General features: G+C 63.4%; 23 protein-coding genes. 10 read left to right on the forward strand and 13 right to left on the reverse strand.

Annotated elements, in window-relative coordinates; all coding sequences use genetic code 11:
* Window positions 1–172 precede the first annotated feature (172 nt).
* The 11 genes from BFP89_RS26420 to nrdR form a co-directional block, all read right to left on the reverse strand.
* A complete protein-coding gene (locus tag BFP89_RS26420; RefSeq protein ID WP_065888381.1) occupies window positions 173–958 on the reverse strand; it encodes a cobalamin-binding protein in 786 nt (261 codons plus the stop codon).
* Window positions 955–1374, reverse strand: a complete 420-nt coding sequence (locus BFP89_RS26425; protein ID WP_065888382.1) for a nuclear fragile X mental retardation-interacting protein 1 — start codon at window positions 1372–1374, stop codon at window positions 955–957. Before BFP89_RS26425 ends, BFP89_RS26420 begins: the two co-directional genes overlap by 4 nt.
* On the reverse strand, window positions 1371–1988 hold the full coding sequence (gene ribA / locus BFP89_RS26430) for a GTP cyclohydrolase II (RefSeq protein ID WP_057724861.1): 618 nt from the start codon (window positions 1986–1988) through the stop codon (window positions 1371–1373). The genes BFP89_RS26425 and ribA overlap by 4 nt, the downstream gene beginning before the upstream one ends.
* Before the next feature lie 129 nt (window positions 1989–2117).
* Complete coding sequence (locus tag BFP89_RS26435) at window positions 2118–2843, reverse strand: substrate-binding periplasmic protein (protein WP_065888383.1); 726 nt, start codon at window positions 2841–2843, stop codon at window positions 2118–2120.
* A 55-nt stretch (window positions 2844–2898) separates the two neighbouring features.
* Complete coding sequence (gene thiL, locus BFP89_RS26440) at window positions 2899–3864, reverse strand: thiamine-phosphate kinase (protein ID WP_065888384.1); 966 nt, start codon at window positions 3862–3864, stop codon at window positions 2899–2901.
* 18 nt (window positions 3865–3882) lie between these two features.
* Window positions 3883–4383: a transcription antitermination factor NusB gene (gene nusB, locus BFP89_RS26445; RefSeq protein ID WP_065888385.1), complete on the reverse strand. Its 501-nt coding sequence runs from the start codon at window positions 4381–4383 to the stop codon at window positions 3883–3885.
* Window positions 4380–4856, reverse strand: coding sequence for a 6,7-dimethyl-8-ribityllumazine synthase (gene ribE / locus BFP89_RS26450; protein ID WP_003176356.1), 477 nt, complete (start codon window positions 4854–4856; stop codon window positions 4380–4382). Before ribE ends, nusB begins: the two co-directional genes overlap by 4 nt.
* 88 nt (window positions 4857–4944) lie before the next feature.
* A complete protein-coding gene (ribBA, locus tag BFP89_RS26455) occupies window positions 4945–6036 on the reverse strand; it encodes a bifunctional 3,4-dihydroxy-2-butanone-4-phosphate synthase/GTP cyclohydrolase II (protein WP_065888386.1) in 1092 nt (363 codons plus the stop codon).
* A gap of 15 nt (window positions 6037–6051) precedes the next feature.
* Complete coding sequence (locus BFP89_RS26460) at window positions 6052–6714, reverse strand: riboflavin synthase (RefSeq protein WP_065888387.1); 663 nt, start codon at window positions 6712–6714, stop codon at window positions 6052–6054.
* A 48-nt stretch (window positions 6715–6762) separates the two neighbouring features.
* The gene (ribD, locus tag BFP89_RS26465) at window positions 6763–7890 is read right to left on the reverse strand and encodes a bifunctional diaminohydroxyphosphoribosylaminopyrimidine deaminase/5-amino-6-(5-phosphoribosylamino)uracil reductase RibD (protein WP_065888388.1); all 1128 of its coding nucleotides are present in this window, start codon (window positions 7888–7890) and stop codon (window positions 6763–6765) included.
* A complete protein-coding gene (nrdR, locus tag BFP89_RS26470; RefSeq protein ID WP_065888389.1) occupies window positions 7887–8357 on the reverse strand; it encodes a transcriptional regulator NrdR in 471 nt (156 codons plus the stop codon). The genes ribD and nrdR overlap by 4 nt, the downstream gene beginning before the upstream one ends.
* A 140-nt stretch (window positions 8358–8497) precedes the next feature.
* On the opposite strand from nrdR, the gene BFP89_RS26475 reads away from it, so the two are divergent.
* The 4 genes from BFP89_RS26475 to trxA all read left to right on the forward strand — a co-directional run bounded on the left by BFP89_RS26475 (window position 8498) and on the right by trxA (window position 11813).
* Window positions 8498–8953: a YbaY family lipoprotein gene (locus BFP89_RS26475; RefSeq protein WP_065888390.1), complete on the forward strand. Its 456-nt coding sequence runs from the start codon at window positions 8498–8500 to the stop codon at window positions 8951–8953.
* Window positions 8950–9603 carry a class I SAM-dependent methyltransferase gene (locus BFP89_RS26480; RefSeq protein ID WP_065888391.1) on the forward strand — a complete coding sequence of 218 codons (654 nt, stop codon included), beginning with the start codon at window positions 8950–8952 and terminating at the stop codon, window positions 9601–9603. Before BFP89_RS26475 ends, BFP89_RS26480 begins: the two co-directional genes overlap by 4 nt.
* Window positions 9604–9865: 262 nt before the next feature.
* Window positions 9866–10867: an Abi family protein gene (locus BFP89_RS26485; protein ID WP_065888392.1), complete on the forward strand. Its 1002-nt coding sequence runs from the start codon at window positions 9866–9868 to the stop codon at window positions 10865–10867.
* A gap of 73 nt (window positions 10868–10940) precedes the next feature.
* Complete coding sequence (gene trxA / locus BFP89_RS26490; RefSeq protein WP_065888393.1) at window positions 10941–11813, forward strand: thioredoxin; 873 nt, start codon at window positions 10941–10943, stop codon at window positions 11811–11813.
* Window positions 11814–11917: 104 nt separating this feature from the next.
* Here the strand turns inward: trxA and BFP89_RS26495 are convergent, their stop codons facing one another.
* Window positions 11918–12262, reverse strand: a complete 345-nt coding sequence (locus BFP89_RS26495) for a hypothetical protein (RefSeq protein ID WP_065888394.1) — start codon at window positions 12260–12262, stop codon at window positions 11918–11920.
* Window positions 12263–12392: 130 nt separating this feature from the next.
* On the opposite strand from BFP89_RS26495, the gene BFP89_RS26500 reads away from it, so the two are divergent.
* The 5 genes from BFP89_RS26500 to BFP89_RS26520 all read left to right on the forward strand — a co-directional run bounded on the left by BFP89_RS26500 (window position 12393) and on the right by BFP89_RS26520 (window position 16452).
* Window positions 12393–13013: a DUF2796 domain-containing protein gene (locus BFP89_RS26500; protein ID WP_065888395.1), complete on the forward strand. Its 621-nt coding sequence runs from the start codon at window positions 12393–12395 to the stop codon at window positions 13011–13013.
* Window positions 13014–13019: 6 nt separating this feature from the next.
* A complete protein-coding gene (locus BFP89_RS26505; protein WP_065888396.1) occupies window positions 13020–13730 on the forward strand; it encodes an ABC transporter ATP-binding protein in 711 nt (236 codons plus the stop codon).
* Window position 13731: 1 nt separating this feature from the next.
* The gene (locus tag BFP89_RS26510; RefSeq protein WP_065888397.1) at window positions 13732–14997 is read left to right on the forward strand and encodes an ABC transporter permease; all 1266 of its coding nucleotides are present in this window, start codon (window positions 13732–13734) and stop codon (window positions 14995–14997) included.
* An 11-nt stretch (window positions 14998–15008) separates the two neighbouring features.
* A complete protein-coding gene (locus tag BFP89_RS26515) occupies window positions 15009–15530 on the forward strand; it encodes a DUF3299 domain-containing protein (protein ID WP_065888398.1) in 522 nt (173 codons plus the stop codon).
* Window positions 15531–15753: 223 nt separating this feature from the next.
* Complete coding sequence (locus tag BFP89_RS26520) at window positions 15754–16452, forward strand: OmpW/AlkL family protein (protein ID WP_065888399.1); 699 nt, start codon at window positions 15754–15756, stop codon at window positions 16450–16452.
* Window positions 16453–16576: 124 nt separating this feature from the next.
* Here the strand turns inward: BFP89_RS26520 and BFP89_RS26525 are convergent, their stop codons facing one another.
* Window positions 16577–17461 carry a sugar nucleotide-binding protein gene (locus BFP89_RS26525; RefSeq protein ID WP_065888400.1) on the reverse strand — a complete coding sequence of 295 codons (885 nt, stop codon included), beginning with the start codon at window positions 17459–17461 and terminating at the stop codon, window positions 16577–16579.
* Between the two features lie 167 nt (window positions 17462–17628).
* On the opposite strand from BFP89_RS26525, the gene BFP89_RS26530 reads away from it, so the two are divergent.
* Entirely contained in the window at window positions 17629–21876 is a 4248-nt protein-coding gene (locus tag BFP89_RS26530; RefSeq protein WP_065888401.1) for an Lhr family helicase, read from the forward strand.
* Window positions 21877–21882: the final 6 nt, after the last annotated feature.

The following is a 21882-nucleotide window of genomic DNA, read 5'->3' on the forward strand; positions in this document are numbered from 1 at the left end:
TTCAAAAGTGAGCCGCTGTAAAAGCGGAACCCATAGCAGCCGTTACCGCAGAAACGGATATGTACTCGGTCCAATCCAGCATCCTGGTCGGCCCCGAGGCCGCCATCGGGGGCAAGCCCCCTCCCACATTTGAAATGCATTCCCCTGTGAGAGCTGGCCTGCCATAGCGATGTCAGAGGCTAGGCGCAATCACCTGACACAACCGCGCCACCGCTTCCAGCATCTGCCCACTGGGCCGCTCCAGGCCCTTGTCCGGTACCAACCGCACGCGCTCGAACAGGCTCGGCCAGACCTTCCAGGCCTCCCGCTGCGCCTGATCGCCCACCAGGATCAGCTGCGGATCACGCTGCAACACTGACTCGATACTGACTTGGGGCGCCGGCAGCGTGAGGTCGTCGAACACATTGCGCGCCCCGCACACCTTCAACGCATCACTGATGATCTGCTCGCCGCCCACGGTGTACAGCGGCTGGTTCCAAACCTGGTAAAACACGCGCAACGGCTCGGCGCGCCGATAACGCTGGCGCAGTTCGGCGAGGCGCTGGCGCAGTTGATCGGCCAAGGCCAGGCCGGCGTCGGCACGCCCCAATTGCTCGGCAATGGCCTGGACCTGACGGGTCAATTGTTCAAGGTCATGGGGTTCGGCAACGTACACCGGGATATTCAGGCGCTGCAATTGCTCGCGCTGAGCCGGGCCGACGCTGCCGGGCCAGAGCAGGATCAGGTCGGGATTGAGGCTGAGCAAGCGCTCCATGTCCAACTGGCCGTAACGCCCGACCGATGGCACCTGCGCAAGGGCCGACGGCCGCTCGCCGCCATCGAGCACACCCACCAAGAGATCGGCAGCGCCCAGTTCGACGACGATTTCAGAAAGCGACGGCGCCAGACTGACAACGCGCTCGACCGCCAACACCTGAACGCTGAACCCGAGCAACAACGCCAGCCAGTAGCGTTTCATCCCAATTGGCGCGGAATGCGATAGAGGTAAAACAGCACCGTCGTCGACAGCGCCAGCAAGCACAGCGGCACCGCTTCCAGACCGACGAACACCGCCAACGCACCGATCCAGGCCGGCAGCGCAGCCACCAGCAAGGCTGTACGTCGACGCGCCGCCAGGGTGATCCAGGCGGCAGGTTCTTCGGCAGTATCGAGGGCCTTGGAGGTGGCGATCAACGCATGTTTATAGCCGTGAAAATAACGCAGGCTGAGAAACATCGAGGCCACGCCGGCGATAAACAACGGCATGGCCAGTACGGGAAGCAAGGACTCGGCGCGGCCGAACACCAGGTTGATCACAAACAACGGGAGCAATGCCAGGGCCAGGTACTGCCACCAGTTGAAGGACAGTCGCCGTTTCACCTGGCCGCGGGTCACGCGCGGTCGACCTCGCCCTGATGCTCGTTGCCCATCATGTGGTCGAGCTTGCTGGCTTTGGTGGCCAGGTACAGTTTGTTGTGCGGGTTGTGCCCGGTGTGCAGCGGCACACGCTCGGCCACGGTGATGCCCATTTCGGTCAAGGCTTTGACCTTGCGCGGGTTGTTGGTCATCAGGCGCAGCGACTTCACGCCCAGATGCTCAAGCATCGGCAGGCAGATGGCGTAGTCACGCTGGTCGGCAGCGAAGCCCAGGCGCTCGTTGGCTTCCACGGTGTCGGCACCGCCATCCTGCAATTCATAGGCGCGGATCTTGTTCAAAAGGCCAATGCCACGGCCTTCCTGACGCAAATACAGCAGCACGCCACGGCCCTCGCGAGCGATAGCCTGCAGCGCAGCTTCCAATTGCGAACCGCAGTCGCAGCGCTGGCTGAACAGCGCGTCGCCGGTCAGGCATTCGGAATGCACGCGGCCCAGCACCGGCGCACCATCAGCGATATCGCCCAGGCTGAGCACAACGTGCTCGCGCCCGGTGGCTTCTTCGAGAAAGCCATGCATGGTGAACGTGGCAAAGGGAGTAGGCAGCTTGGAAGCGGCGACGAAAACGACGGGCACCGTGTGCTCCTGATTTCAGATTTCACAGAGGCGGCCATTGTAACAGCCTGTTCCTACAGACGCTTAAGCTGAATGATCGCTGATAAAGATCAATAGGTTCGATTGGCCTTCGGCTTGGTTCTATGCAGGTCAGAACGGATACGGCTGCTTCCAGCGTTGAAAAATCGGCTTCAAGTCGCCGGTTTTCACCAGCACGGCCATGCGCTGGTCGTACAAGGTTCTCAGTGCACGCCCACGTTCGTTATCGGCAAAGCCCACGTAGAGCGGCAGTTCCGTGAGGTGGGTGAGTGTGAACCGCGACGGATCGTCGGCTTGACTGAGCACATACTCGGCTTCGGTGAGCGACTCGATGTAGAGGTCTGCATGGCCATGCTGCAGCATCGACAGGATACCGTCGCGGCGCTCGACCTGGTTGAACCGACGCACGTTCGGCAGGTATTTCTCGTATTTGTAGCCACGCACCCAGGCCAGGCGGTAATCACCGAGCGTCGCCAGGCTCGGCGTGGGCATCGTTGCCAGACCGAGGGCGTAGATATGATCGGAGTCAAAGTGCCAGTGCGGATAAAGCACGTGCTCGGCTTCGTCGCGGTAGGAACCGACCCAACCGTCCACCTCGCCACGCTGGGCCAGGCCGACCGAGCGGGTATAGGGCGCGCTGCGGACTTGCAGGGCGACGCCGGCCGGTTCGAACACCTGGCGTAACACGTCCCAGGCCAGGCCGCTGCCATCCCTGTTGGTGTAGTTGCTCCACTCCTCGCTGGCCAGGACGATCTTGCCGGGCAACCGGGCTTCGTCCGCCTCAAGCGCAGGGGTCATGACGCACAGCATGATCAGCAGCCAGCAGCGCACACTCATAAGGATGACTTCCTACGTGGAGATATTCATATGAAGGGTAACGCAGCAGCGCCGACTACGGCAGCTGATGAAAATGCTGATAGCCGTGCACGGCCGGAGTGATGTCTTGTCCGTTGGCGTCGAGCAGTGTCACGCCCTGCCCCGCTTGGACCCGACCGATTACATGGACCGGCCAGCCGCCCGCCCGCAACGGCGCCAGTTCGGCCGGCGGCAAGGTGAACACCAACACATAGTCATCGCCGCCGCTCAACGCGGCTACGTGCGCCTCGTCGCGACCGACAAACGCCAGCAACGCCGCCGACAACGGCAAGGTGTCGCGCTCGATCAACAGGCTGACAGCCGATGCCCTGGCGATATGCCCGCAATCGGCCAGCAGCCCGTCGGAGATATCCATGGCTGACGTCGCTTTGCCACGCAGCGCCAGCCCCAGGGCCAGTTGTGGTTGCGGTGACCAGTAGTGGGCGAGCAGCGGTTCTGCGATGGCCGCCTGCGCGCTGCGCTGGCCCAACACCAGCGGCAAGGCCCCGGCCGCGTTGCCCAATTCGCCACCGACACACAGCAGATCACCGGGCCGTGCACCGCCGCGCGTCAAGGCCAGCCCGGCGGGCACGCGTCCGAACACGGTCAAGGTCAGGCTCAGCGGCCCGCGCGTGGTATCGCCGCCCACCAGGCCCACGCCGCAGCGTTGCGCCATGGCGTTCAAACCCTGGGCATAGCGTTGCAACCAGTCGGCATCGACGGTCGGCGTGGTCAGGGCGAGGGTAAACGCGAGGGGATGGGCGCCCATGGCAGCCAGGTCGCTCACCGCCACGGCCAGCGAGCGCTGGCCGAGCAGGAACGGGTCACACGGGTCGGCAAAGTGTACGCCGGCCACTAAGGTGTCAGTGGAGACTGCCAGTTGCTCCCCGGCGGGGAGCGCCAGCAAGGCGCAGTCGTCGCCGATCCCCAGGGCAATGCCTTCGCCGCCTTGCGCGCAGGGCGCGGCGGCGAAATAGTTGCGGATCAGCTCGAACTCACCCATCAAGGCCCCAAGCGCGACTTAGCGCTTGTGTTCCTTCACTTCGGCTTCCCGCAGGCGCGGGGCCAGCTTGTCGAGCACGCCATTGACGAACTTGTGGCCGTCGGTCGAACCGTAGACTTTCGCCAGTTCGATGCCTTCGTTGATCACCACGCGGTACGGCACGTCGACGCGCTTGAGCAGTTCCCAGGTGGACAGGCGCAGCACGGCCAGTTCAACCGGGTCCAGCTCTTCGAGGGTCAGGTCCAGGCAGGGCGCCAAGGCCTTGTCGATCTCGTCCAGGTTGGCCGGAACACCGTGCAGGATGTCGTGGAAGTAGCTCTGGTCGGCGAAGGTGAAATCGTTATCGACGCGAAATTGCGCTTCGATTTCGTTCAGCGCAGTGCCGGCCATGTGGCGCTGGTACAGCGCCTGGGTGGCCAGTTGGCGCGCAGCACGACGCTTTTCGCTTTTCGAAGGCTTGCCGGCGTCGGCTGGACGCTCGTCGCGTGGGTTGAAACGATCGCTTTCGTCGGAAATCACTTGGCCTCCAACTGCGACAGCAGGCTGACCATTTCCAGGGCGGACAGGGCAGCTTCAGCGCCTTTGTTACCGGCCTTGGTGCCGGAGCGCTCGATGGCTTGCTCGATGGAGTCAACGGTCAGCACGCCGAAAGCGACGGGCACGCCGAACTCCATGGACACCTGGGCCAGGCCCTTGGTGCATTCGCCGGCCACGTATTCGAAGTGCGGGGTACCGCCACGAATGACCGCGCCCAGGGCGATGATTGCCGCGTATTCACCCTGCTGGGCAACCTTTTGCGCAACCAGTGGAATTTCGAAGGCGCCAGGGGCACGGATAATGGTGATGTCGCTCTCGCTCACACCGTGGCGAACCAGGGCGTCAACGGCACCGCTTACCAGGCTTTCAACCACGAAGCTGTTGAAGCGGCCAACCACCAGGGCATAGCGGCCTTTGGGGGCGATGAAGGTACCTTCGATGGTCTTCAGGGTCATTCGACAAATCTCTTAAAGAGCCGGGACGCGAAAAGTGCGTCCCTCAGTGATGATTTAACCGCGAACAAGGGGCAGCAATCGCCGGCCTTTATTCGGAGGGCACGTATTCTACAACTTCCAGATCGAAACCGGATATCGCATTAAATTTCATCGGTGCGCTCATCAAGCGCATTTTGCGCACACCGAGGTCGCGCAGGATCTGCGAACCGGCGCCGACGATGCTGTAGGTGGTCGGTTTTTTCACCGGCACGTGGTCGGCCGTTTCGCGGATATGCGCCAGCAGTACATCGCCATCCAGCGGGTGGCCAAGCAACAGCACCACGCCACTGCCCGCCTCGGAAACCGCAGCCATGGCCGCGCGCAGGCTCCAGCGGCCGGGCTGCTTGACCATCAGCAGGTCGCGCAGCGGGTCCATGTTGTGCACCCGCACCAGGGTCGGCTCTTCGGCGCAAATGGTGCCCAGGGTCAGCGCCATGTGCACGTCGCCTTCCACTGAATCACGGTAGGTCACCAGATTGAACTGGCCCAGTTCGCTGTCCAGCGGCTGCTCGGCAATCCGCTGAACGGTACGTTCGTGGATCATGCGGTAGTGAATCAGGTCGGCAATGGTGCCGATCTTGAGGTTGTGCTCGGCGGCAAACGCTTCGAGTTCACTGCGACGGGCCATGGTGCCGTCGTCGTTCATCACCTCGCAGATCACCCCGCTCGGCTCGAAACCGGCCATGCGCGCCAGGTCGCAGGCAGCTTCGGTATGACCGGCGCGCGCCAGGGTGCCGCCCGGCTGGGCCATCAGCGGGAAGATGTGGCCGGGGCTGACGATGTCTTCGGCCTTGGCGTCTTTCGCAGCAGCGGCCTGCACGGTGCGCGCACGGTCGGCGGCGGAGATGCCGGTGGTGACGCCGGTGGTGGCTTCAATCGATACGGTGAACTTGGTGCCGAAGCCCGAGCCATTACGCGGCGCCATCAACGGCAGCTTGAGCAATTCGCAGCGTTCACGGCTCATGGGCATGCAGATCAACCCACGGGCGTGCTTGGCCATGAAGTTGATGTGCTCGGCCTTGCACGCCTCGGCGGCCATGATGATGTCGCCTTCGTTCTCGCGATCTTCGTCATCCATCAGGATGACCATCTTGCCTTGGCGGATGTCTTCAACCAGTTCTTCGATGCTATTGAGCGCCACGCGGCACCCCCTTGGTCAGGATTTCAGGTAGCCGTTAGCGGCCAGAAAACTTTCGGTGATGGTGCCTGATGCAGGCTCTGCGGCCTTTTCGCCCAGCAGCAGGCGCTCCAGGTAACGGGCAAGCAAGTCCACTTCCAGGTTCACCCGCCGGCCTGGCTGGTAGGAGGCCATGATGGTTTCGCTGAGGGTGTGGGGAATGATGGTCAGTTCGAATTCGGCGCCATTCACGGCGTTCACGGTCAGGCTGGTGCCGTCGACGGTGATCGAGCCTTTATGGGCGATGTACTTGGCCAGCTCTTTCGGCGCGCGGATACGAAACTCCACGGCGCGCGCGTTCTCGCTGCGGGCCACGACTTCGCCGACGCCGTCGACATGCCCGCTGACCAAGTGGCCGCCCAGGCGCGTGGTCGGCGTCAGGGCTTTTTCCAGGTTGACCGGGCTGCCGGCCGCAAGATCGTTCATCGCGGTGCAGTCCAGGGTCTCGCGGCTCACATCGGCAGCGAAGCCGTTGCCCGGCAACTCGACGACGGTCAGGCACACACCGCTGACGGCGATGCTGTCGCCCAGCTTGACGTCGCCCAGATCCAGCTTGCCGGTTTCAACCAGCAGGCGAATATCGCCGCCTTTGGGGGTCATTGCACGGATGCTGCCGATGGACTCGATAATGCCGGTGAACATGTCGTTCTCCTGAAAACGGGGGCCTGACGCTCAAGCGCGGGCCGGGAATTATACGCTCGCCGCAGGCACGGGAATGGCAGTGACTCGCCAGTCGTCGCCCACGGCACGCATGTCAGTGATCTTGAGGTGGGGAGCGTCGGCCAGCTTCTCAAGCGGCCAGTCCAGCAAGGGTCGGGCAGCGGAACCGAGGAACTTGCCGGCGACGAAAATCACGTACTCGTCGACCAGCCCCTGCTGGGCAAACGCGCCCGCCAGGCTCGGGCCGGCTTCCACCAGCACTTCGTTGACGCCACGGTTGGCAAGCGCCACCAGCGCCGATCGCAGGTCGACCTGGCCCTCCACACCCGGTACCACCAGGCACTCGGGGCCACGGGGGAACTGGTTTTCCGGGGTTACGCAGGTGATGACCAAAGCCGGGCCCGCCTTGAAGAACGGCGCATCGAGCGGCACCCGCAGACGGCCGTCGATCAACACGCGCAACGGCGGGCGCGACATGGCCAGGGCGGTGGTTTCTGCATCCAGGCCCAGCTCGGCGGCGCGCACGGTCAGGCGGGCGCCGTCGGCCAGTACCGTATCGGCGCCGGTCAGTACCACGCTCGCTTCGGCGCGCAGGCGCTGCACGGCGGCACGGGCGGCAGGGCCGGTAATCCATTGGCTTTCGCCGCTGGCCATCGCGGTGCGTCCGTCCAGGCTCATCGCCAACTTGACCCGCACAAATGGCAGGCCGTGTTCCATACGCTTGAGAAAGCCCGGGTTCAGCGCACGCGCTTGAGCTTCCAGCACGCCGCTGCGAACCTCGATGCCGGCCTGGGCCAGGCGCTGCATGCCGCGCCCGGCCACTTCCGGGTTGGGGTCCTGCATGCCGGCCACCACGCGCGCCACACCGGCTGTCACCAGCGCATCGGCGCACGGCGGCGTACGGCCATGGTGGCTGCAGGGTTCGAGGGTGACGTAGACCGTAGCGCCACGGGCCTTGTCACCGGCGGCGCGCAAGGCGTTGGGTTCGGCATGGGGCTCGCCGGTGCGTTCGTGCCAGCCTTCGCCGACAATCTGCCCGTCACGCACAATCACGCAGCCTACCCGTGGGTTGGGGTGGGTGGTGTACAGGCCCTTGCGTGCCAATTCGAGGGCGCGCGCCATGTAGTGGGCGTCGAGGACTGCCTGTTCAGACGTCATTGTTTGGAGGGCTCACGGGCCAGGCGGTCGATCTCTTCGCGGAACTCATTGAGGTCCTGGAAGCGTCGGTACACCGAGGCAAAACGGATATAGGCGACTTCGTCGAGCTTTTGCAGCTCGCCCATCACCAGTTCGCCGACCACGAGGCTCTTGACCTCGCGCTCGCCGGTCGCGCGCAGCTTGTGCTTAATATGCGCCAGCGCCGCCTCCAGACGCTCGACACTCACCGGGCGTTTTTCCAGGGCGCGCTGCATACCCGCGCGCAGTTTTTCTTCGTCGAAGGGCTGGCGGCTGCCGTCGGACTTGATCAGGCGCGGCAATACCAGTTCGGCGGTTTCGAAGGTGGTGAAACGTTCACCGCAGCCAGAGGCCAGGCATTCGCGCCGGCGACGCACTTGATCGCCCTCGGCGACCAGACGCGAGTCAATGACCTTGGTGTCGTTGGCACCGCAGAAGGGACAGTGCATGGTTGGCAGGCAACAAATAATAGGGAGGGCCATGGTAGCGCATCCCCGTCGCAAGACAAGCCATAGCCTTTACGGTATATAGGCAGGCTTATATGTTTCTATTTTTTAAGCCACGGATTTTGTCCTTTCTGGAGCCGTACATGCAGTTACGACCACTCGTTCTACTCAGCCTGTTCAGTTTTCTGGTCGCCTGCAGCAGCGAAGCCCCCAAGCCGGCCGCACCTCAGCCAACGCCGGCACAAGAGAAAAAAGTCCCCGGCATCGAAGACCTCGGCCCCCTGCCCGCCTACCAGCGGGAAATCAGCGGCAACCTGACCAATGTGCCGGCCGGCGCCGAAGTCGAGTTGGCGCTGCTGGTGATCGACGAGCGCTCGCGCCCGCAGCAACTGCTCGCCAGCAGCGTATTGACCGGCAACGGCAAGCCCCTGGCCTTTCGCCTGCGCTTCAACCCCGAAGCGTTCCCGGCCGGTGCGCGAGTTGAATTGCGCGGTCGCGCCAGCCAGTCCGGCCAGTTGATCCTGCACCTGCCCGCCGTGCGCATTACCCAGGCGATTACCCAGACCACCGGTCCCCTGCAACTCGTCAAGGCGCCATGACACCACCGCTGCACCTGCAACGCGCCCTGAGCGAACTGATTGGCGACGCACACCTGGTGCCCTGCCCGCTGCCGGGCACCGAGCTGTGGTTGTGGTTGCTCGACGCCGACAATATGGACCGTGCCTTCAGCCAGGAAGAAACCCGGCGCATCCTACATGAGCCTCCCTACTGGAGCTTCTGCTGGGCCAGCGGCCTGGCGCTGGCGCGCTATCTGGCGGCGAACCCGGCGTGGGTAGCGGGCAAGCGCGTGCTGGATTTCGGCGCCGGTTCCGGCGTGGCCGCGATTGCGGCCGCCAAGGCGGGGGCCTTGGAGGTGGTGGCGTGCGACCTTGATCCGCTGGCACTGGCGGCTTGCCGGGCAAATGCCGAACTCAACGACGTGCAGCTGGGTTATTCAACCGACTTCTTTGCAGAGGCCGATCGTTTCGACCTGATCCTGGTGGCCGACGTGCTTTACGATCGCGCCAACCTGCCACTGCTGGATCAGTTCCTGACCCGAGCCCGCGAAGCGCTGGTGGCGGACTCGCGGGTGCGCGACTTCCATCATCCGGATTATCAGCGGCTGGACATCCTCGAGGCGCTGACCCTGCCGGACCTGGCCGAGCCGTGGGAGTTTCGCAAGGTGAGCCTGTACCATTCGCGGCGATAACCGTCCACGTTACAAATTCCCGGCAATATATTGATTGAGACAAGAAAAGCCGCGGTATGGAAAATGCCAGTCCTCGCCCGCAGCTCTGGCAATCGACTGCAATGTCTTCGTATTCAAACTCACTGATGTCCAACGAAGCGCAGGCCTTGCCAAACGCTGGGCATCTGCCTAACCTTTGCGCTAATACACCCGCCATGCCTCTGGTTACTTCAGTAACCAAGCACAAATTGTGCGGGTTTTTTATGCCCGGCGCTTTTGGGGCATGAGGTCATTCAGCAAGCCAGCCATAGATGTTCCCGCTCAACTGGAACTGCTCAAGCTACGCGGACTGATCATTCACAATGAAGCTCGCGCTGAGCGCTTCCTGCAGGCCGTCAGTTTCTTTCGACTTAGCCCTTATATGCGACCCTTCCAGCAGCCGGAAGATATCGATCATCGCTTTCGTGAAGGCAGCCAGTTTGGTCAGTTGACCCGCCTTTACGACTTCGACCGGCGGCTTCGTTTACTGACTATGGATGCCATCGAACGCGTCGAAATTGCCTCGCGTTGCGTTATCAGCAACCACATGGGACCCACGCATGGCAGTCATTGGTATACCAACCCGCTGCTGTTTCACCCCACCTTTGATCATCAGCGCCTGCTGACAACACTCTGCGGCAAACAAGACACGGCAACGCGTGAGTACATGCGCGAATGTGACCGGATCGACAGGTCGCACGCGAGCGATGCGAGAAAGGCGCTGCTCAAACGCCAACGGTCAAAAGAGAGCTACGCCCGCCATTACCCCGCGACCTATGACCACCCAACGCTGATGCCTGGCTGGGCGATGCTCGAAGAACTTACGCTGGGGGACCTGTCCCACCTGTACAAAGGCTTGGCCAGGGACGCCGATAAAAAAGCCGTCGCCAAGCGCTTGCTGCTCCCGGCGCCACTGATGCAGTCCTGGCTGCACACGCTGACCACCATCCGAAATATGTGCGCCCACCATTCGCGAATGTGGAACCGGCAATTGGGTGTTCGACCCGAATTACCCAGGAAGGCCACCTTTGCATGGCCCGGACATTTGCTTGAACCAGGGCCACATAGTCGAATGTTCGCGGTTCTTTGCATGCTCAATCATCTGATGCGCCAAGTGAGTCCACAGACTCCCTGGGGCCACAGCCTGCATGTGCTTATCCGTGAATTTCCCGAGGTCAGTCTCAAAGCAATGGGTTTTCCTCAAGACTGGTACCTCGATCCGTTTTGGCATGCGCCTGAACACTAATCCCCATACGGCTTCCGATAGCCAGCGCCAGCCCTTATAGTTGCCCCCATTCCCGCTTTATTCGAGACGCCTCATGAGTGAGCCCACGCCGTACATCTTCGACGTCACTGCCGCCAACTTCGAGCAGGCAGTGATTCAGAACTCTTTCGAAAAACCTGTGCTGGTGGACTTCTGGGCCGAGTGGTGCGCGCCGTGCAAGGCGCTGATGCCGATGCTGGCGCAGATTGCCGAGAGTTATCGCGGTGAGTTGCTGCTGGCCAAGGTCGATTGCGAAGCCGAGCAGGACATCGTTGCGCGTTTCGGTATCCAGAGCCTGCCGACGGTGGTGTTGTTCAAGGACGGTCAGCCGGTGGATGGGTTTGCCGGGGCGCAGCCGGAGTCGGCGGTGCGGGCGATGCTCGAGCCCCATGTGCAGATGCCGCCACCGGCTGCGGCCGATCCGCTGGAGCAGGCACAAGCGTTGTTTGCCGAGGGCCGCATCAGCGATGCCGAGGCCATGTTGGTTGCGCTGCTGGGCGAAGACAACACCAACGCCGCCGCGCTGATCCTGTACGCGCGTTGCCTGGCCGAGCGCGGTGAACTGGATGAAGCCCAAACCGTGCTGGACGCCGTAAAAGGCGATGAGCACAAGGCCGCCCTCGCCGGGGCCAAGGCGCAAATCACCTTCCTGCGCCAGGCTGCCGACCTGCCGGACAGCGCCGACCTGAAAAGCCGCCTGGCGCAGAACCCGCAGGATGACGAAGCGGCCTATCAGTTGAGCATTCAACAACTGGCGCGCCAGCAATACGACGCCGCCCTGGAAGGCCTGCTCAAGCTGTTCGTGCGCAATCGCAGCTACAGCGAAGGCTTGCCACACAAGACCTTGCTGCAGGTGTTCGAACTGCTGGGCAACGATCACCCGCTGGTCACGGTGTATCGCCGCAAATTGTTTGCCGCGCTGTACTGACCCTCACCCTGTAGGAGCGAGCTTGCTCGCGAAGGCCGTCAACGATAACGCGGGCATCCTGAATGAACGCGGCGCCTATGCGTTTTTCGCGAGCGAGCTCGCTCCTACGAAGCGTCGATCCAGGTGTACAGCGGCGTGTCTGCGCCGCTGGTCACTTTCACTTTGGCGCTGTGGCGCAGGCGCACCAGCAGGCGCTTGCCCGCGGCGGCATCGCCGGCCAACCCTTCCAGTTGATCGAGCAATTCCAGGCCGCTGAGCTGCCCGGCGTTGCGCAACAGATCCTGGGCGTTCTGCCATAGATCCTCACTTTGCCTGACCGGTACCGCCGTCGACTCGGCCGGCACCGGGGCGGCCTGCAAGTGTGCGCCCAGCCGCGCCCAATCGCCGTCGTCCAGTTCCAGGGTCAAGTCCACCGGCAGGTCGCCGACGGTTCCACGAATTCGCAACATCGTCTTTACTCCCGCATTTTTCTGACGGACATGCTCCCATGCAGCTTGCGCAACGCCAAGCGGACGGTCAAACTCTCGGCACTATTGTTATAAGATCACATAACAAAACTTTCATCTGTGGAGTCCTGTCATGCGCCGTCTGCTGCTTGCTTTGCCGTTTGCCCTGCTGCCTCTGGCTGTCGCTCACGCCCATGAAGATCACGATCATGAGCATGGCAGCCTCGGCGCTCACGAACACGGTGTGGGCCGTCTCAATGCAGTGCTGGACGGCCAGAGCCTGGAGCTTGAGCTGGACAGCCCGGCGATGAACCTGGTGGGTTTCGAACACGTCGCGACCAGTGCCGCCGACAAAGCCAAAGTCGCCGCCGCGCGCAAACAGCTGGAAAGTCCGCTGGCGCTGTTCAACGTACCCAAGGCCGCCGGTTGCGTCGTCAGCACCCAGGAACTCAACAGCCCGCTGTTCGGTGACAAGCCCGAAGCCGATCACGATGATGACGATGACGATGACGATGACAATGACCACGCCACCGACGGCAAAGGCGCTGCCGCCCATGAGCATCATCATGACCACAGCGAAATCCATGCCCACTACCAGTTCACCTGCGCCAAGCCAGAGGCACTGAGCAACCTGGATCTGAGCCAAGTATTCAAGACCTTCCCCGCCACCCGGAAAATTCAGGTACAACTGATCGGCCCGAGCGGCCAGCAAGGTGCTGACGCGACCGCCACTGCAGCCACCCTGAAGTTCTGAGTTCACATGACCCCTGCATTGATCGAACTGTCCGACCTGGGCTTCAACTGGCCCGGTCACCCCCAGTTGCTGGACATCCCCGCGTTCCGCCTGGAGCCGGGGCAAACCCTGTTCCTCAAGGGCCCCAGCGGCAGTGGCAAAACCACCTTGCTCGGGTTGCTTGGCGGTGTGCACAAACCCAGCCGAGGCAGTATCCGCCTGCTCGGCCAGGAGCTGACCGAACTGTCTGCCGGTGCACGCGACCGTTTTCGTGTGGACCACACCGGCTACATCTTCCAGCAGTTCAACCTGCTGCCGTTTTTGTCGGTACGTGAAAACGTCGAGCTGCCTTGTCACTTTTCCAAGCTGCGGGCCCGGCGCGCGGCCCAGCGTCACGGCAGCGTCGACCAGGCCGCAGCGGCCTTGCTCGCGCACCTGGGTCTGAACGACCCGGACTTGCTCGAGCGCCGTGCCGACGCGCTGTCCATCGGCCAGCAACAACGGGTGGCCGCCGCCCGTGCGCTGATCGGTCAACCGGAACTGGTGATCGCCGACGAGCCCACCTCGGCCCTCGACTACGACGCCCGCGAAGCATTCATTCAGCTGCTGTTCGCCGAATGCCGCGAAGCGGGCGCCAGCCTGTTGTTTGTCAGCCACGACCAAAGCCTGGCCCCGCTGTTCGACCGCAACCTGTCGCTGGCCGAACTCAATCGCGCCGCCACGCCCGCAGAGGTTTGAGATGTATTTGTTTCGTCTGGCCATGGCCAGCCTGGCCAACCGCCGCTTTACCGCGATCCTCACCGCCTTCGCCATCGCGCTTTCCGTCTGCCTGTTGCTGGCGGTGGAGCGCGTGCGCGTTGAAGCGCGCAACAGCTTCGCCAGTACCATCAGCGGCACCGATCTGATCGTCGGGGCGCGCTCGGGCTCGGTGAACCTGCTGCTGTACTCGGTGTTTCGCATCGGCAACGCCACCAATAACATCCGCTGGGACAGCTACGAGCACTTCGCCGCCAACCCCCAGGTGAAATGGGCGATTCCGATTTCCCTCGGCGATTCCCATCGCGGTTACCGGGTGATGGGCACCAACGAATCCTACTTCGAGCATTACCAGTACGGCCGCAAACAGAACCTTGAACTGGCCAGCGGCCGCGCCTTTGCCACCGACCCGTTCGAAGTGGTGCTCGGCGCCGAGGTCGCCGATGCCCTGCACTACAAGCTCGGCGACAAGCTGGTGCTGGCCCATGGCGTGGCGGTGGTCAGCCTGGTCAAGCACGATGACAAGCCCTTCACCGTGGTCGGCATCCTCAAGCGCACCGGCACGCCGGTAGACCGCACGCTGCATATCAGCCTCGGCGGCATGGAGGCGATCCACATCGACTGGCACAACGGTGTCCCGGCCCAGGGCAAAGGCCGTATCAGCGCCGATCAGGCGCGCAATATGGACCTGACCCCGCAAGCCATCACCGCGTTCATGCTCGGTTTGAACAACAAGATTTCCACCTTCGCCCTGCAACGGGAAATCAATGAGTTCCGTGGCGAGCCGATGCTGGCGATCCTGCCGGGCGTGGCGTTGCAAGAACTGTGGAGCATGATGGGCACGGCCGAGAAAGCCTTGTTCGTGATCTCGTTGTTCGTGGTGCTGACCGGGTTGATCGGCATGCTCACGGCGATCCTCACCAGCCTCAACGAACGCCGCCGCGAGATGGCGATCCTGCGCTCGGTGGGCGCACGCCCGTGGCATATCGCCACGCTTTTGATTTTCGAGGCCTTCGCGCTGGCCCTGTCCGGCGTGGTGGCAGGTCTTGGTTTGCTGTACCTGTGCATCGGCGCATCGCGCGGTTATTTGCAGGCCAACTACGGGCTGGACCTGCCGATGGCATGGCCGAGCGAATATGAATGGACGTTGCTCGCCGGTATCCTGGCGGCGGCACTGTTGATGGGCAGCGTGCCGGCCTGGCGTGCCTATCGCCAGTCGTTGGCCGATGGCCTGTCCATTCGTTTATGAGGAAGCTGTCGATGCGTCGTGCCCTGTTTGCCCTGTTGCTGCTGGTGGCCGTACCTGCCTGGGCCGAGGAGCAGCCCCGGGATTTGTCGTGGCAGGAAATGATCCCACCGGATGCGCCACCGGAAGTGCCCAATATGAAACCGCTGCACGACCTGTCGAACATGGCCGATGCCTTGTCCGTCGAGGCCGCGCCCGCCGCCAAACAGGACTTGCCCAACGCGCCGGTGGTGCAGAGCCTCAACGGCCGGCACATTCGTTTGCCGGGGTACATCGTGCCGCTGGAAGTGAGCGAAGAGGGCCGCACCACCGAGTTCCTGCTGGTGCCGTATTTCGGCGCGTGCATCCATGTGCCGCCACCGCCGTCGAACCAGATCGTGCATGTGAAAAGCGAAGTCGGGGTGAAACTCGACGAGCTGTACCAGCCGTACTGGATCGAAGGCGCGATGCAGGTCAAGCCGTCGTCCAGTGAGTTGGCTGACGCCGGTTACCAGATGGATGCCGAAAAGATCTACATGTACGAGCTGGAAGAATAATCACCGCCTGCGAACACACCGAAGATCAAATGTGGGAGGGGGCTTGCCCCCGATAGCGGTGGACCAGTCAATAAATCTTTGACTGACACTCTGCTATCGGGAGCAAGCCCCCTCCCACAGTTTTTTGCGGCGTGGTTAGCCTTTCATTGAGCTGAGTCAAAAGATCGTGCGGAACGATCTTTACCATTGGACGTACAACTTTTAACGTCCTTTTGGAGCTCCCATGAACAAGTCTCTGCTCGGCGCGTCCCTCTTCGCGCTCGCCCTCGTCGTCCCTGTCGCTCACGCCCACCAGGCGGGCGACATTCTGGTTCGCGCCGGTGCAATCACCGTGAACCCGAAGGCCGACAGCAGCAGCGTCAAGGTTGACCAGGGCCCATTGGCCGGCGCCAACCTGGGCGGCAAGGCGACCATGAGCAGCGACACCCAACTGGGCTTGAACTTCGCCTACATGATCACCGATCACGTCGGTATCGAACTGCTGGCCGCCACGCCGTTCGAGCACGATGTAAAGATCAAGAACACCGCCCTCGGCGCCGCCAACGGCAAGCTCGGCACACTCAAACACTTGCCGCCGACCCTGAGCGTCGTGTACTACCCGCTGGACCACCAGTCCGCGTTTCAACCCTATGTGGGCGCCGGTATCAACTACACCTGGATCTACGACGAGCACGTCGGCAGCCGCGCCGAGCAAGCCGGCTTCAGCAACTTCAAGGCCGAGAACTCCTGGGGCTGGGCCGCGCAGATCGGCGCCGACTATATGATCAACGACAAATGGATGATCAACGCCCAGGCGCGCTACATCGACATCAGCACCAAGGCGACTGTGGATAACAACGCCTTGGGCCAGGGCACTCGGGCCAAGGTCAATGTGGATGTCGACCCGATGGTCTACATGGTGGGTATTGGCTACAAGTTCTAAATAACACGGCATAACAATGTGGGAGGGGGCTTGCCCACGATGGCGGTGGACCAGTCAATAAATCTTTGACTGACACTCTGCTATCGGGGGCAAGCCCCCTCCCACATTGGGTTCTGTGTTGTTTTCAGAAGTGGCGGTAGAACCGGTCTAGCAACGCCGGCAAGCCTGCCCGCCATGCCCGTGGCTTGATGCCAAAGGTATGCAGGATTTTCTTGCAGGCCAGCACCGCGTGCTGTGGCTCGTCCGCCGCATCCGGCCGCGCGGCGTGGGCCTGGGCGGTGGGCGACTCGATGACCAGGGCGTGGAAGTTGCGGGCTTCGGTGATGATCGCCTGGCCCAGCGCCAGCGGTGTGGTCGCCTCGTGACCGGCGTAGTGGTAGGTGCCCCACAGCGGCGCGGCGCAATCGAGTTGCTTGAGCACGGAAATAATCACCCGCGCCGCATCGTCCACCGGCGTCGGGTTGCCGCGACGGTCGTCAGCCATCAACAACTCATCCGGCTGTTCGGCCCGGGCCAGGAAGCGCCCGAGGGTACCGTCGACGCTGTCATCCAGCAGCCAGCCAAACCGCAGCAGCACATGCTGCGGGCAGGTGGCGCGTACGCTTTGCTCGATACGCCACAACGCCTGGCCGCGCAGGCCCAGGGGCACCGGCTCGTCCTTTTCGCTGTAGGCGGTGGCACGTGAACCGTCGAACACGCGGTAGCTGGACGGTTGCACCAGGGTAATGCTGTGGTGCTGGCACAGTTCGGCCAGGCGTTCGATGGCGAATTCCTGGGAAGCCAGGCGGGTTTCGCTGACGGCTTCGGCCTGGAACCAGTCGAAATAGTAGGCGAGGTTGATCAAAGCATCGGGACGAGTGTCGTCGAGCAATTGGGTGAGGCTCGCGGCATCCCAGCCGTCTTGGGGGGGTTTGGGGGCGAGGAAACCGATGTCTTCCTCTGCACCGAGGCGAATCAGCGCCTGCCCGAGGGCATTCCCGCCGCCCAGTAACATAAGGCGCATTCGCATAGATTGAGCAGGCCCGGTCTGTTTGGAACGATGGTTGTTGTCGGCAGGCGCGTGAGCCTTGCCGTAGGTTTATTCCAGAATCGTTGCATTTTGCGGGTTTGTAGCGCAACCGTCACGGACAAAGTAGGTGTTTGCAACTTGTTGGAGCGGCGGGTATCAATCACTACATGAACCTTCCCGACTCAACAGACGAGGCATTGGACGGCTTCCACCCCGCCGTCAGTACCTGGTTTCGCAACACCTTCCCCTCGGTGACCGACGCGCAGGCGCGGGCGTGGCCGCTGATCCGTCAACGCCGCTCGACGCTGATCGCCGCGCCGACCGGTTCGGGCAAGACCCTGACTGCCTTTCTCGCGGTGCTGGACGACCTGGTCCACCAGGGTCTGGCCAACGGCGGCCAACTGCCCGATGAAACCCTGGTGGTCTACATTTCGCCGCTCAAGGCGCTGTCCAACGACATTCAACTCAACCTGCAAAACCCGCTGGCCGGCATCACCGAGCATCTTGAAAAATCCGGCCTGCCGCCGTTGGTGATCCGCACCGCAGTGCGCACCGGCGACACTCCGCAAAAAGACCGCGCGCAGATGCGCAAGCGTGCGCCGCACATCCTGGTCACCACCCCGGAATCGCTGTATGTGCTGCTGGGCTCGGACTCGGGCAGGCAGATGCTCGCCAGCACGCGCACGGTGATCGTCGATGAGATCCACGCGATTGCCGCCGGCAAGCGCGGCAGCCACCTGGCGTTAAGCCTGGAGCGCCTGCAAGCCTTGTGCGCCGAGGCGCTGACGCGCATCGGCCTGTCGGCCACGCAAAAGCCTATCGATGCGGTGTCGCGGTTTTTGGTCGGTAGCGGCCGCGAGTGCGCCATTGTCGACATCGGCCACGCCCGCCCGCGCGACCTGGCTATCGAAGTGCCGCCAGTGCCGCTCTCGGCGGTGATGGCCAATGATGTGTGGGAGCTGGTCTACGACCGCCTCGCCGAGCTGGCACGCGAACACCGCACCACGCTGATATTCGTGAACACCCGGCGCCTGGCCGAACGCCTGGCGCGGCATCTGAGCGAGCGTTTGGGCAAGACGGCGGTGGCCGCCCACCACGGCAGCCTGGCCAAGGAAATGCGCCTGGACGCCGAGCAACGCCTCAAGGCCGGTGCGCTGCAGGTGCTGATCGCTACCGCGTCGCTGGAGCTGGGCATTGATATCGGCGATGTGGACCTGGTCTGCCAGATCGGCTCGCCCGGCTCGATCAACGGGTTTCTGCAACGGGTCGGACGCTCCGGGCACCAGGTCGGCGGCACGCCCAAGGGCCGCCTGTTCGCCACCACCCGCGACGACCTGATCGAATGCGCCGCCCTCCTCGACTGCGTGCGCCGTGGCGAGCTCGACACCCTGCATATCCCCGTGGCGCCGCTGGACGTGCTGGCCCAGCAGATCATCGCCGAAGTCAGCGCGCGCGAATGGTCGGAAGCTGCCCTGCTGACGCTTATCCGCCGCGCCGCCCCTTATGCCGCGCTGGACGAGCGCCATTACCAGGCGCTGTTGCACATGCTCGCCGACGGCTACAACGGCCGCCAGGGCATGCGCAGCGCTTATCTGCATCGGGACGCCGTGACTCACACCCTGCGCGGCCGCCGTGGCGCTCGGCTCACGGCCGTGACCAGCGGCGGCACCATCCCCGACAACGCCGACTACAGCGTGCTGCTCGAGCCCCAGAGCCTGAACATCGGCAGCGTCAACGAAGACTTTGCGGTGGAAAGCATCGCCGGCGATATTTTCCAGCTCGGCAATACGTCCTACCGCATCCTGCGGGTGGACGCCGGCAAGGTGCGCGTCGAGGACGCCCACGGTCAGCCGCCGACCATTCCGTTCTGGATGGGCGAAGCGCCGGGGCGCAGCAACGAGTTATCGGCGGCCGTGGCCCGTTTGCAGGGGCAGTTGGATCACCTGCTCGGCGCCAGCCCCGGTGACCTGCAGCCGGCGCAGGCGTGGCTCACCGACACCCTCGGCCTGAGCCGCGCCAGCGCCGAGCAACTGCTGGATTACCTGGCCCGCACGCGCCTGGCCCTCAGCGCCTTGCCGTCGCAGGACACCTTGATCATGGAGCGGTTTTTCGACGCGTCCGGCGGCACCCAGTTGATCATCCACACGCCCTTTGGCAGCCGCATCAACCGCGCCTGGGGCCTGGCCCTGCGCAAACGCTTTTGCCGCACCTTCAACTTCGAGCTGCAAGCGGCGGCCAGCGAAAATGCGATTGTGCTGTCGCTGTCCACCAGCCACAGCTTTGCGCTGGATGACGTGTGGCGCTACCTCAACAGCAACAGCGCCGAACACCTGCTGATCCAGGCCGTGCTGGATGCGCCGCTGTTCGGCGTGCGCTGGCGCTGGAACGCCGGTGTGGCCCTGGCATTGCCGCGCTACACCGGCGGGCGCAAGGTGGCGCCGCAGATCCAGCGCATGAAAAGCGAAGACCTGATCGCCAGTGTGTTTCCCGACCAGATTGCCTGCCTGGAAAACCTCGCCGGCGAACGCGAAGTGCCCGACCACCCGCTGGTGGAACAAACCCTCGATGACTGCCTGCACGAAGCCATGGACAGCGAAGGCTGGCTGGCCCTGTTGCGACGCATGGAAGCAGGCGACGTGCGCATGGTCAGCCGCGACCTACCCGCACCCTCGCCGATGGCCGCCGAAATTCTCAGCGCGCGCCCCTACACCTTTCTCGATGACGCGCCACTGGAAGAACGCCGCACCCAGGCGGTGCTCAACCGCCGCTGGAGCGACCCGCAGAGTACCGACGACCTCGGCGCACTGGATGCCGAGGCGATCGCCGGGGTACGCGAGGAGGCCTGGCCCGCGCCCCAGGGGCCGGATGAAATGCACGAAGCGCTGATGAGCCTGGCCTGTATTGCAGAGCAGGAGGTCACGCCAGAATGGGCCAAGTGGTTGCGGGCTTTGCACAAGGCCGGACGCGCCTATCCGTTGCCCAACGGCCTGTGGGTGGCCGTGGAACGCTTGAGCTGTTTGCAGGCAATCTACCCGCACAACCTGCCGCTGCTGCCCGGTTTCGATGAGCCGTGGACATCCGATGAGGCCTTGGTGGAAGTGCTGCGCGCGCGCCTGGGCGGTTTCGGCCCATTGACGCTGCCCGAGATTGCCGCGCCCCTGGCGCTGCCGCCCGCTACCGTGGCCCAGGGGTTGGCGCGGCTGGAGCAGGAAGGCTACGTGCTGCGCGGGCACTTCAGCCCAGGCTGTAGCGCTGAGCAATGGTGCGAACGGCACCTGCTGGCGCGTATTCATCGCTACACGGTCAAGCGCCTGCGCCGGGAAATCGAACCGGTGGCGCTGCAGGATTTCATGCGTTTTCTGTTCGACTGGCAGCACTTGTCCGACAGCACGCGCGGCCAGGGCAGCGCGGTGTTGCCGCAGATAGTCGCCCAGTTCGAAGGCTACGCCGCCGCCACGTCGGCCTGGGACAGTGACCTGCTCAGTGCGCGTATCAAGGATTACGCCTCGACCTGGCTCGACGACCTGTGCCGCAGTGGCAAGCTGGTGTGGACGCGCCTGAGCCACAAAGCCGGCGCCATTGCCTTGCGCAGCACGCCAATCGTGCTGTTACCGCGCAGCCAGGTGCCGTTGTGGAGCGGGCTGACCGAACAGACCGACAGCACGACGCTGTCGCCCAAGGCGCAGAAAGTCCATTTGGCCCTGCGTGAACAGGGCGCGTTGTTTTTTGATGAGCTGGTGCATGAAGCCCATCTGCTGCGCAGCGAATTGGAAACCGCGTTGCAGGAGCTGGTCGGCGCGGGGTTGGTGAATGCCGACAGCTTCGCCGGGCTGCGCGCCCTGACCACGCCCGCCAGCAAACGCCAGGCGCGCAGCAGCCGGCGTGGACGCGGCGCCTTTATCGGCGGCATGGACGATGCAGGGCGCTGGGCCTTGATTCGCCGCGCGCCAGGCGAGCCCGGTGCGCATTCGGCCGAGACGCTGGAGCATGTCGCGATGACCCTGCTGCGCCGCTATGGCGTGGTGTTCTGGCGCCTGCTGGAGCGCGAAGCGGACTGGTTGCCGAGCTGGCGCGAATTGCTGCGCACCTACCACCGCCTCGAAGCGCGGGGCGAGATTCGCGGCGGGCGGTTTGTCAGTGGCCTGGCGGGGGAACAGTTCGCACTGCCGGAGGCGATCCCGTTGCTGCGTGAAGTACGGCGTCGCCCCCATGACGGCAGCTTGATCGCAGTGTGCGGGGCAGACCCGCTGAACCTTGTCGGCACACTGCTGCCGGGAAGCAAAGTGCCGGCGGTGAGTGGCAATCGGATTGTGTACAAGGATGGCGTGCCGGCGGGGGTGATGGTGGGGGGTAAGCAGCAGGTGCTGCTGGAGGTGGATCAGCAGGCGATTCAGGAGAAATTGCTCAGGCGGTGAGCGGCG

It is taken from the genome of Pseudomonas sp. 31 R 17 (assembly GCF_900004915.1).
GTDB classification, from domain to species: Bacteria; Pseudomonadota; Gammaproteobacteria; order Pseudomonadales; family Pseudomonadaceae; genus Aquipseudomonas; species Aquipseudomonas orientalis_A.

Coding starts and splice junctions, on each gene's coding strand:
- BFP89_RS26460 (WP_065888387.1), bottom strand. CDS start 6,714: ATGTTCACCGGCATTATCGAGTCCATCGGCAGCATCCGTGCAATGACC.
- BFP89_RS26475 (WP_065888390.1), top strand. CDS start 8,498: ATGCAGTTACGACCACTCGTTCTACTCAGCCTGTTCAGTTTTCTGGTC.
- BFP89_RS26495 (WP_065888394.1), bottom strand. CDS start 12,262: ATGTTGCGAATTCGTGGAACCGTCGGCGACCTGCCGGTGGACTTGACC.
- ribD (WP_065888388.1), bottom strand. CDS start 7,890: ATGACGTCTGAACAGGCAGTCCTCGACGCCCACTACATGGCGCGCGCC.
- BFP89_RS26485 (WP_065888392.1), top strand. CDS start 9,866: ATGAGGTCATTCAGCAAGCCAGCCATAGATGTTCCCGCTCAACTGGAA.
- BFP89_RS26530 (WP_065888401.1), top strand. CDS start 17,629: ATGAACCTTCCCGACTCAACAGACGAGGCATTGGACGGCTTCCACCCC.
- BFP89_RS26420 (WP_065888381.1), bottom strand. CDS start 958: ATGAAACGCTACTGGCTGGCGTTGTTGCTCGGGTTCAGCGTTCAGGTG.
- BFP89_RS26520 (WP_065888399.1), top strand. CDS start 15,754: ATGAACAAGTCTCTGCTCGGCGCGTCCCTCTTCGCGCTCGCCCTCGTC.
- BFP89_RS26505 (WP_065888396.1), top strand. CDS start 13,020: ATGACCCCTGCATTGATCGAACTGTCCGACCTGGGCTTCAACTGGCCC.
- BFP89_RS26435 (WP_065888383.1), bottom strand. CDS start 2,843: ATGAGTGTGCGCTGCTGGCTGCTGATCATGCTGTGCGTCATGACCCCT.
- BFP89_RS26500 (WP_065888395.1), top strand. CDS start 12,393: ATGCGCCGTCTGCTGCTTGCTTTGCCGTTTGCCCTGCTGCCTCTGGCT.
- BFP89_RS26510 (WP_065888397.1), top strand. CDS start 13,732: ATGTATTTGTTTCGTCTGGCCATGGCCAGCCTGGCCAACCGCCGCTTT.
- BFP89_RS26525 (WP_065888400.1), bottom strand. CDS start 17,461: ATGCGAATGCGCCTTATGTTACTGGGCGGCGGGAATGCCCTCGGGCAG.
- trxA (WP_065888393.1), top strand. CDS start 10,941: ATGAGTGAGCCCACGCCGTACATCTTCGACGTCACTGCCGCCAACTTC.
- BFP89_RS26480 (WP_065888391.1), top strand. CDS start 8,950: ATGACACCACCGCTGCACCTGCAACGCGCCCTGAGCGAACTGATTGGC.
- thiL (WP_065888384.1), bottom strand. CDS start 3,864: ATGGGTGAGTTCGAGCTGATCCGCAACTATTTCGCCGCCGCGCCCTGC.
- nrdR (WP_065888389.1), bottom strand. CDS start 8,357: ATGCACTGTCCCTTCTGCGGTGCCAACGACACCAAGGTCATTGACTCG.
- BFP89_RS26515 (WP_065888398.1), top strand. CDS start 15,009: ATGCGTCGTGCCCTGTTTGCCCTGTTGCTGCTGGTGGCCGTACCTGCC.
- ribE (WP_003176356.1), bottom strand. CDS start 4,856: ATGACCCTGAAGACCATCGAAGGTACCTTCATCGCCCCCAAAGGCCGC.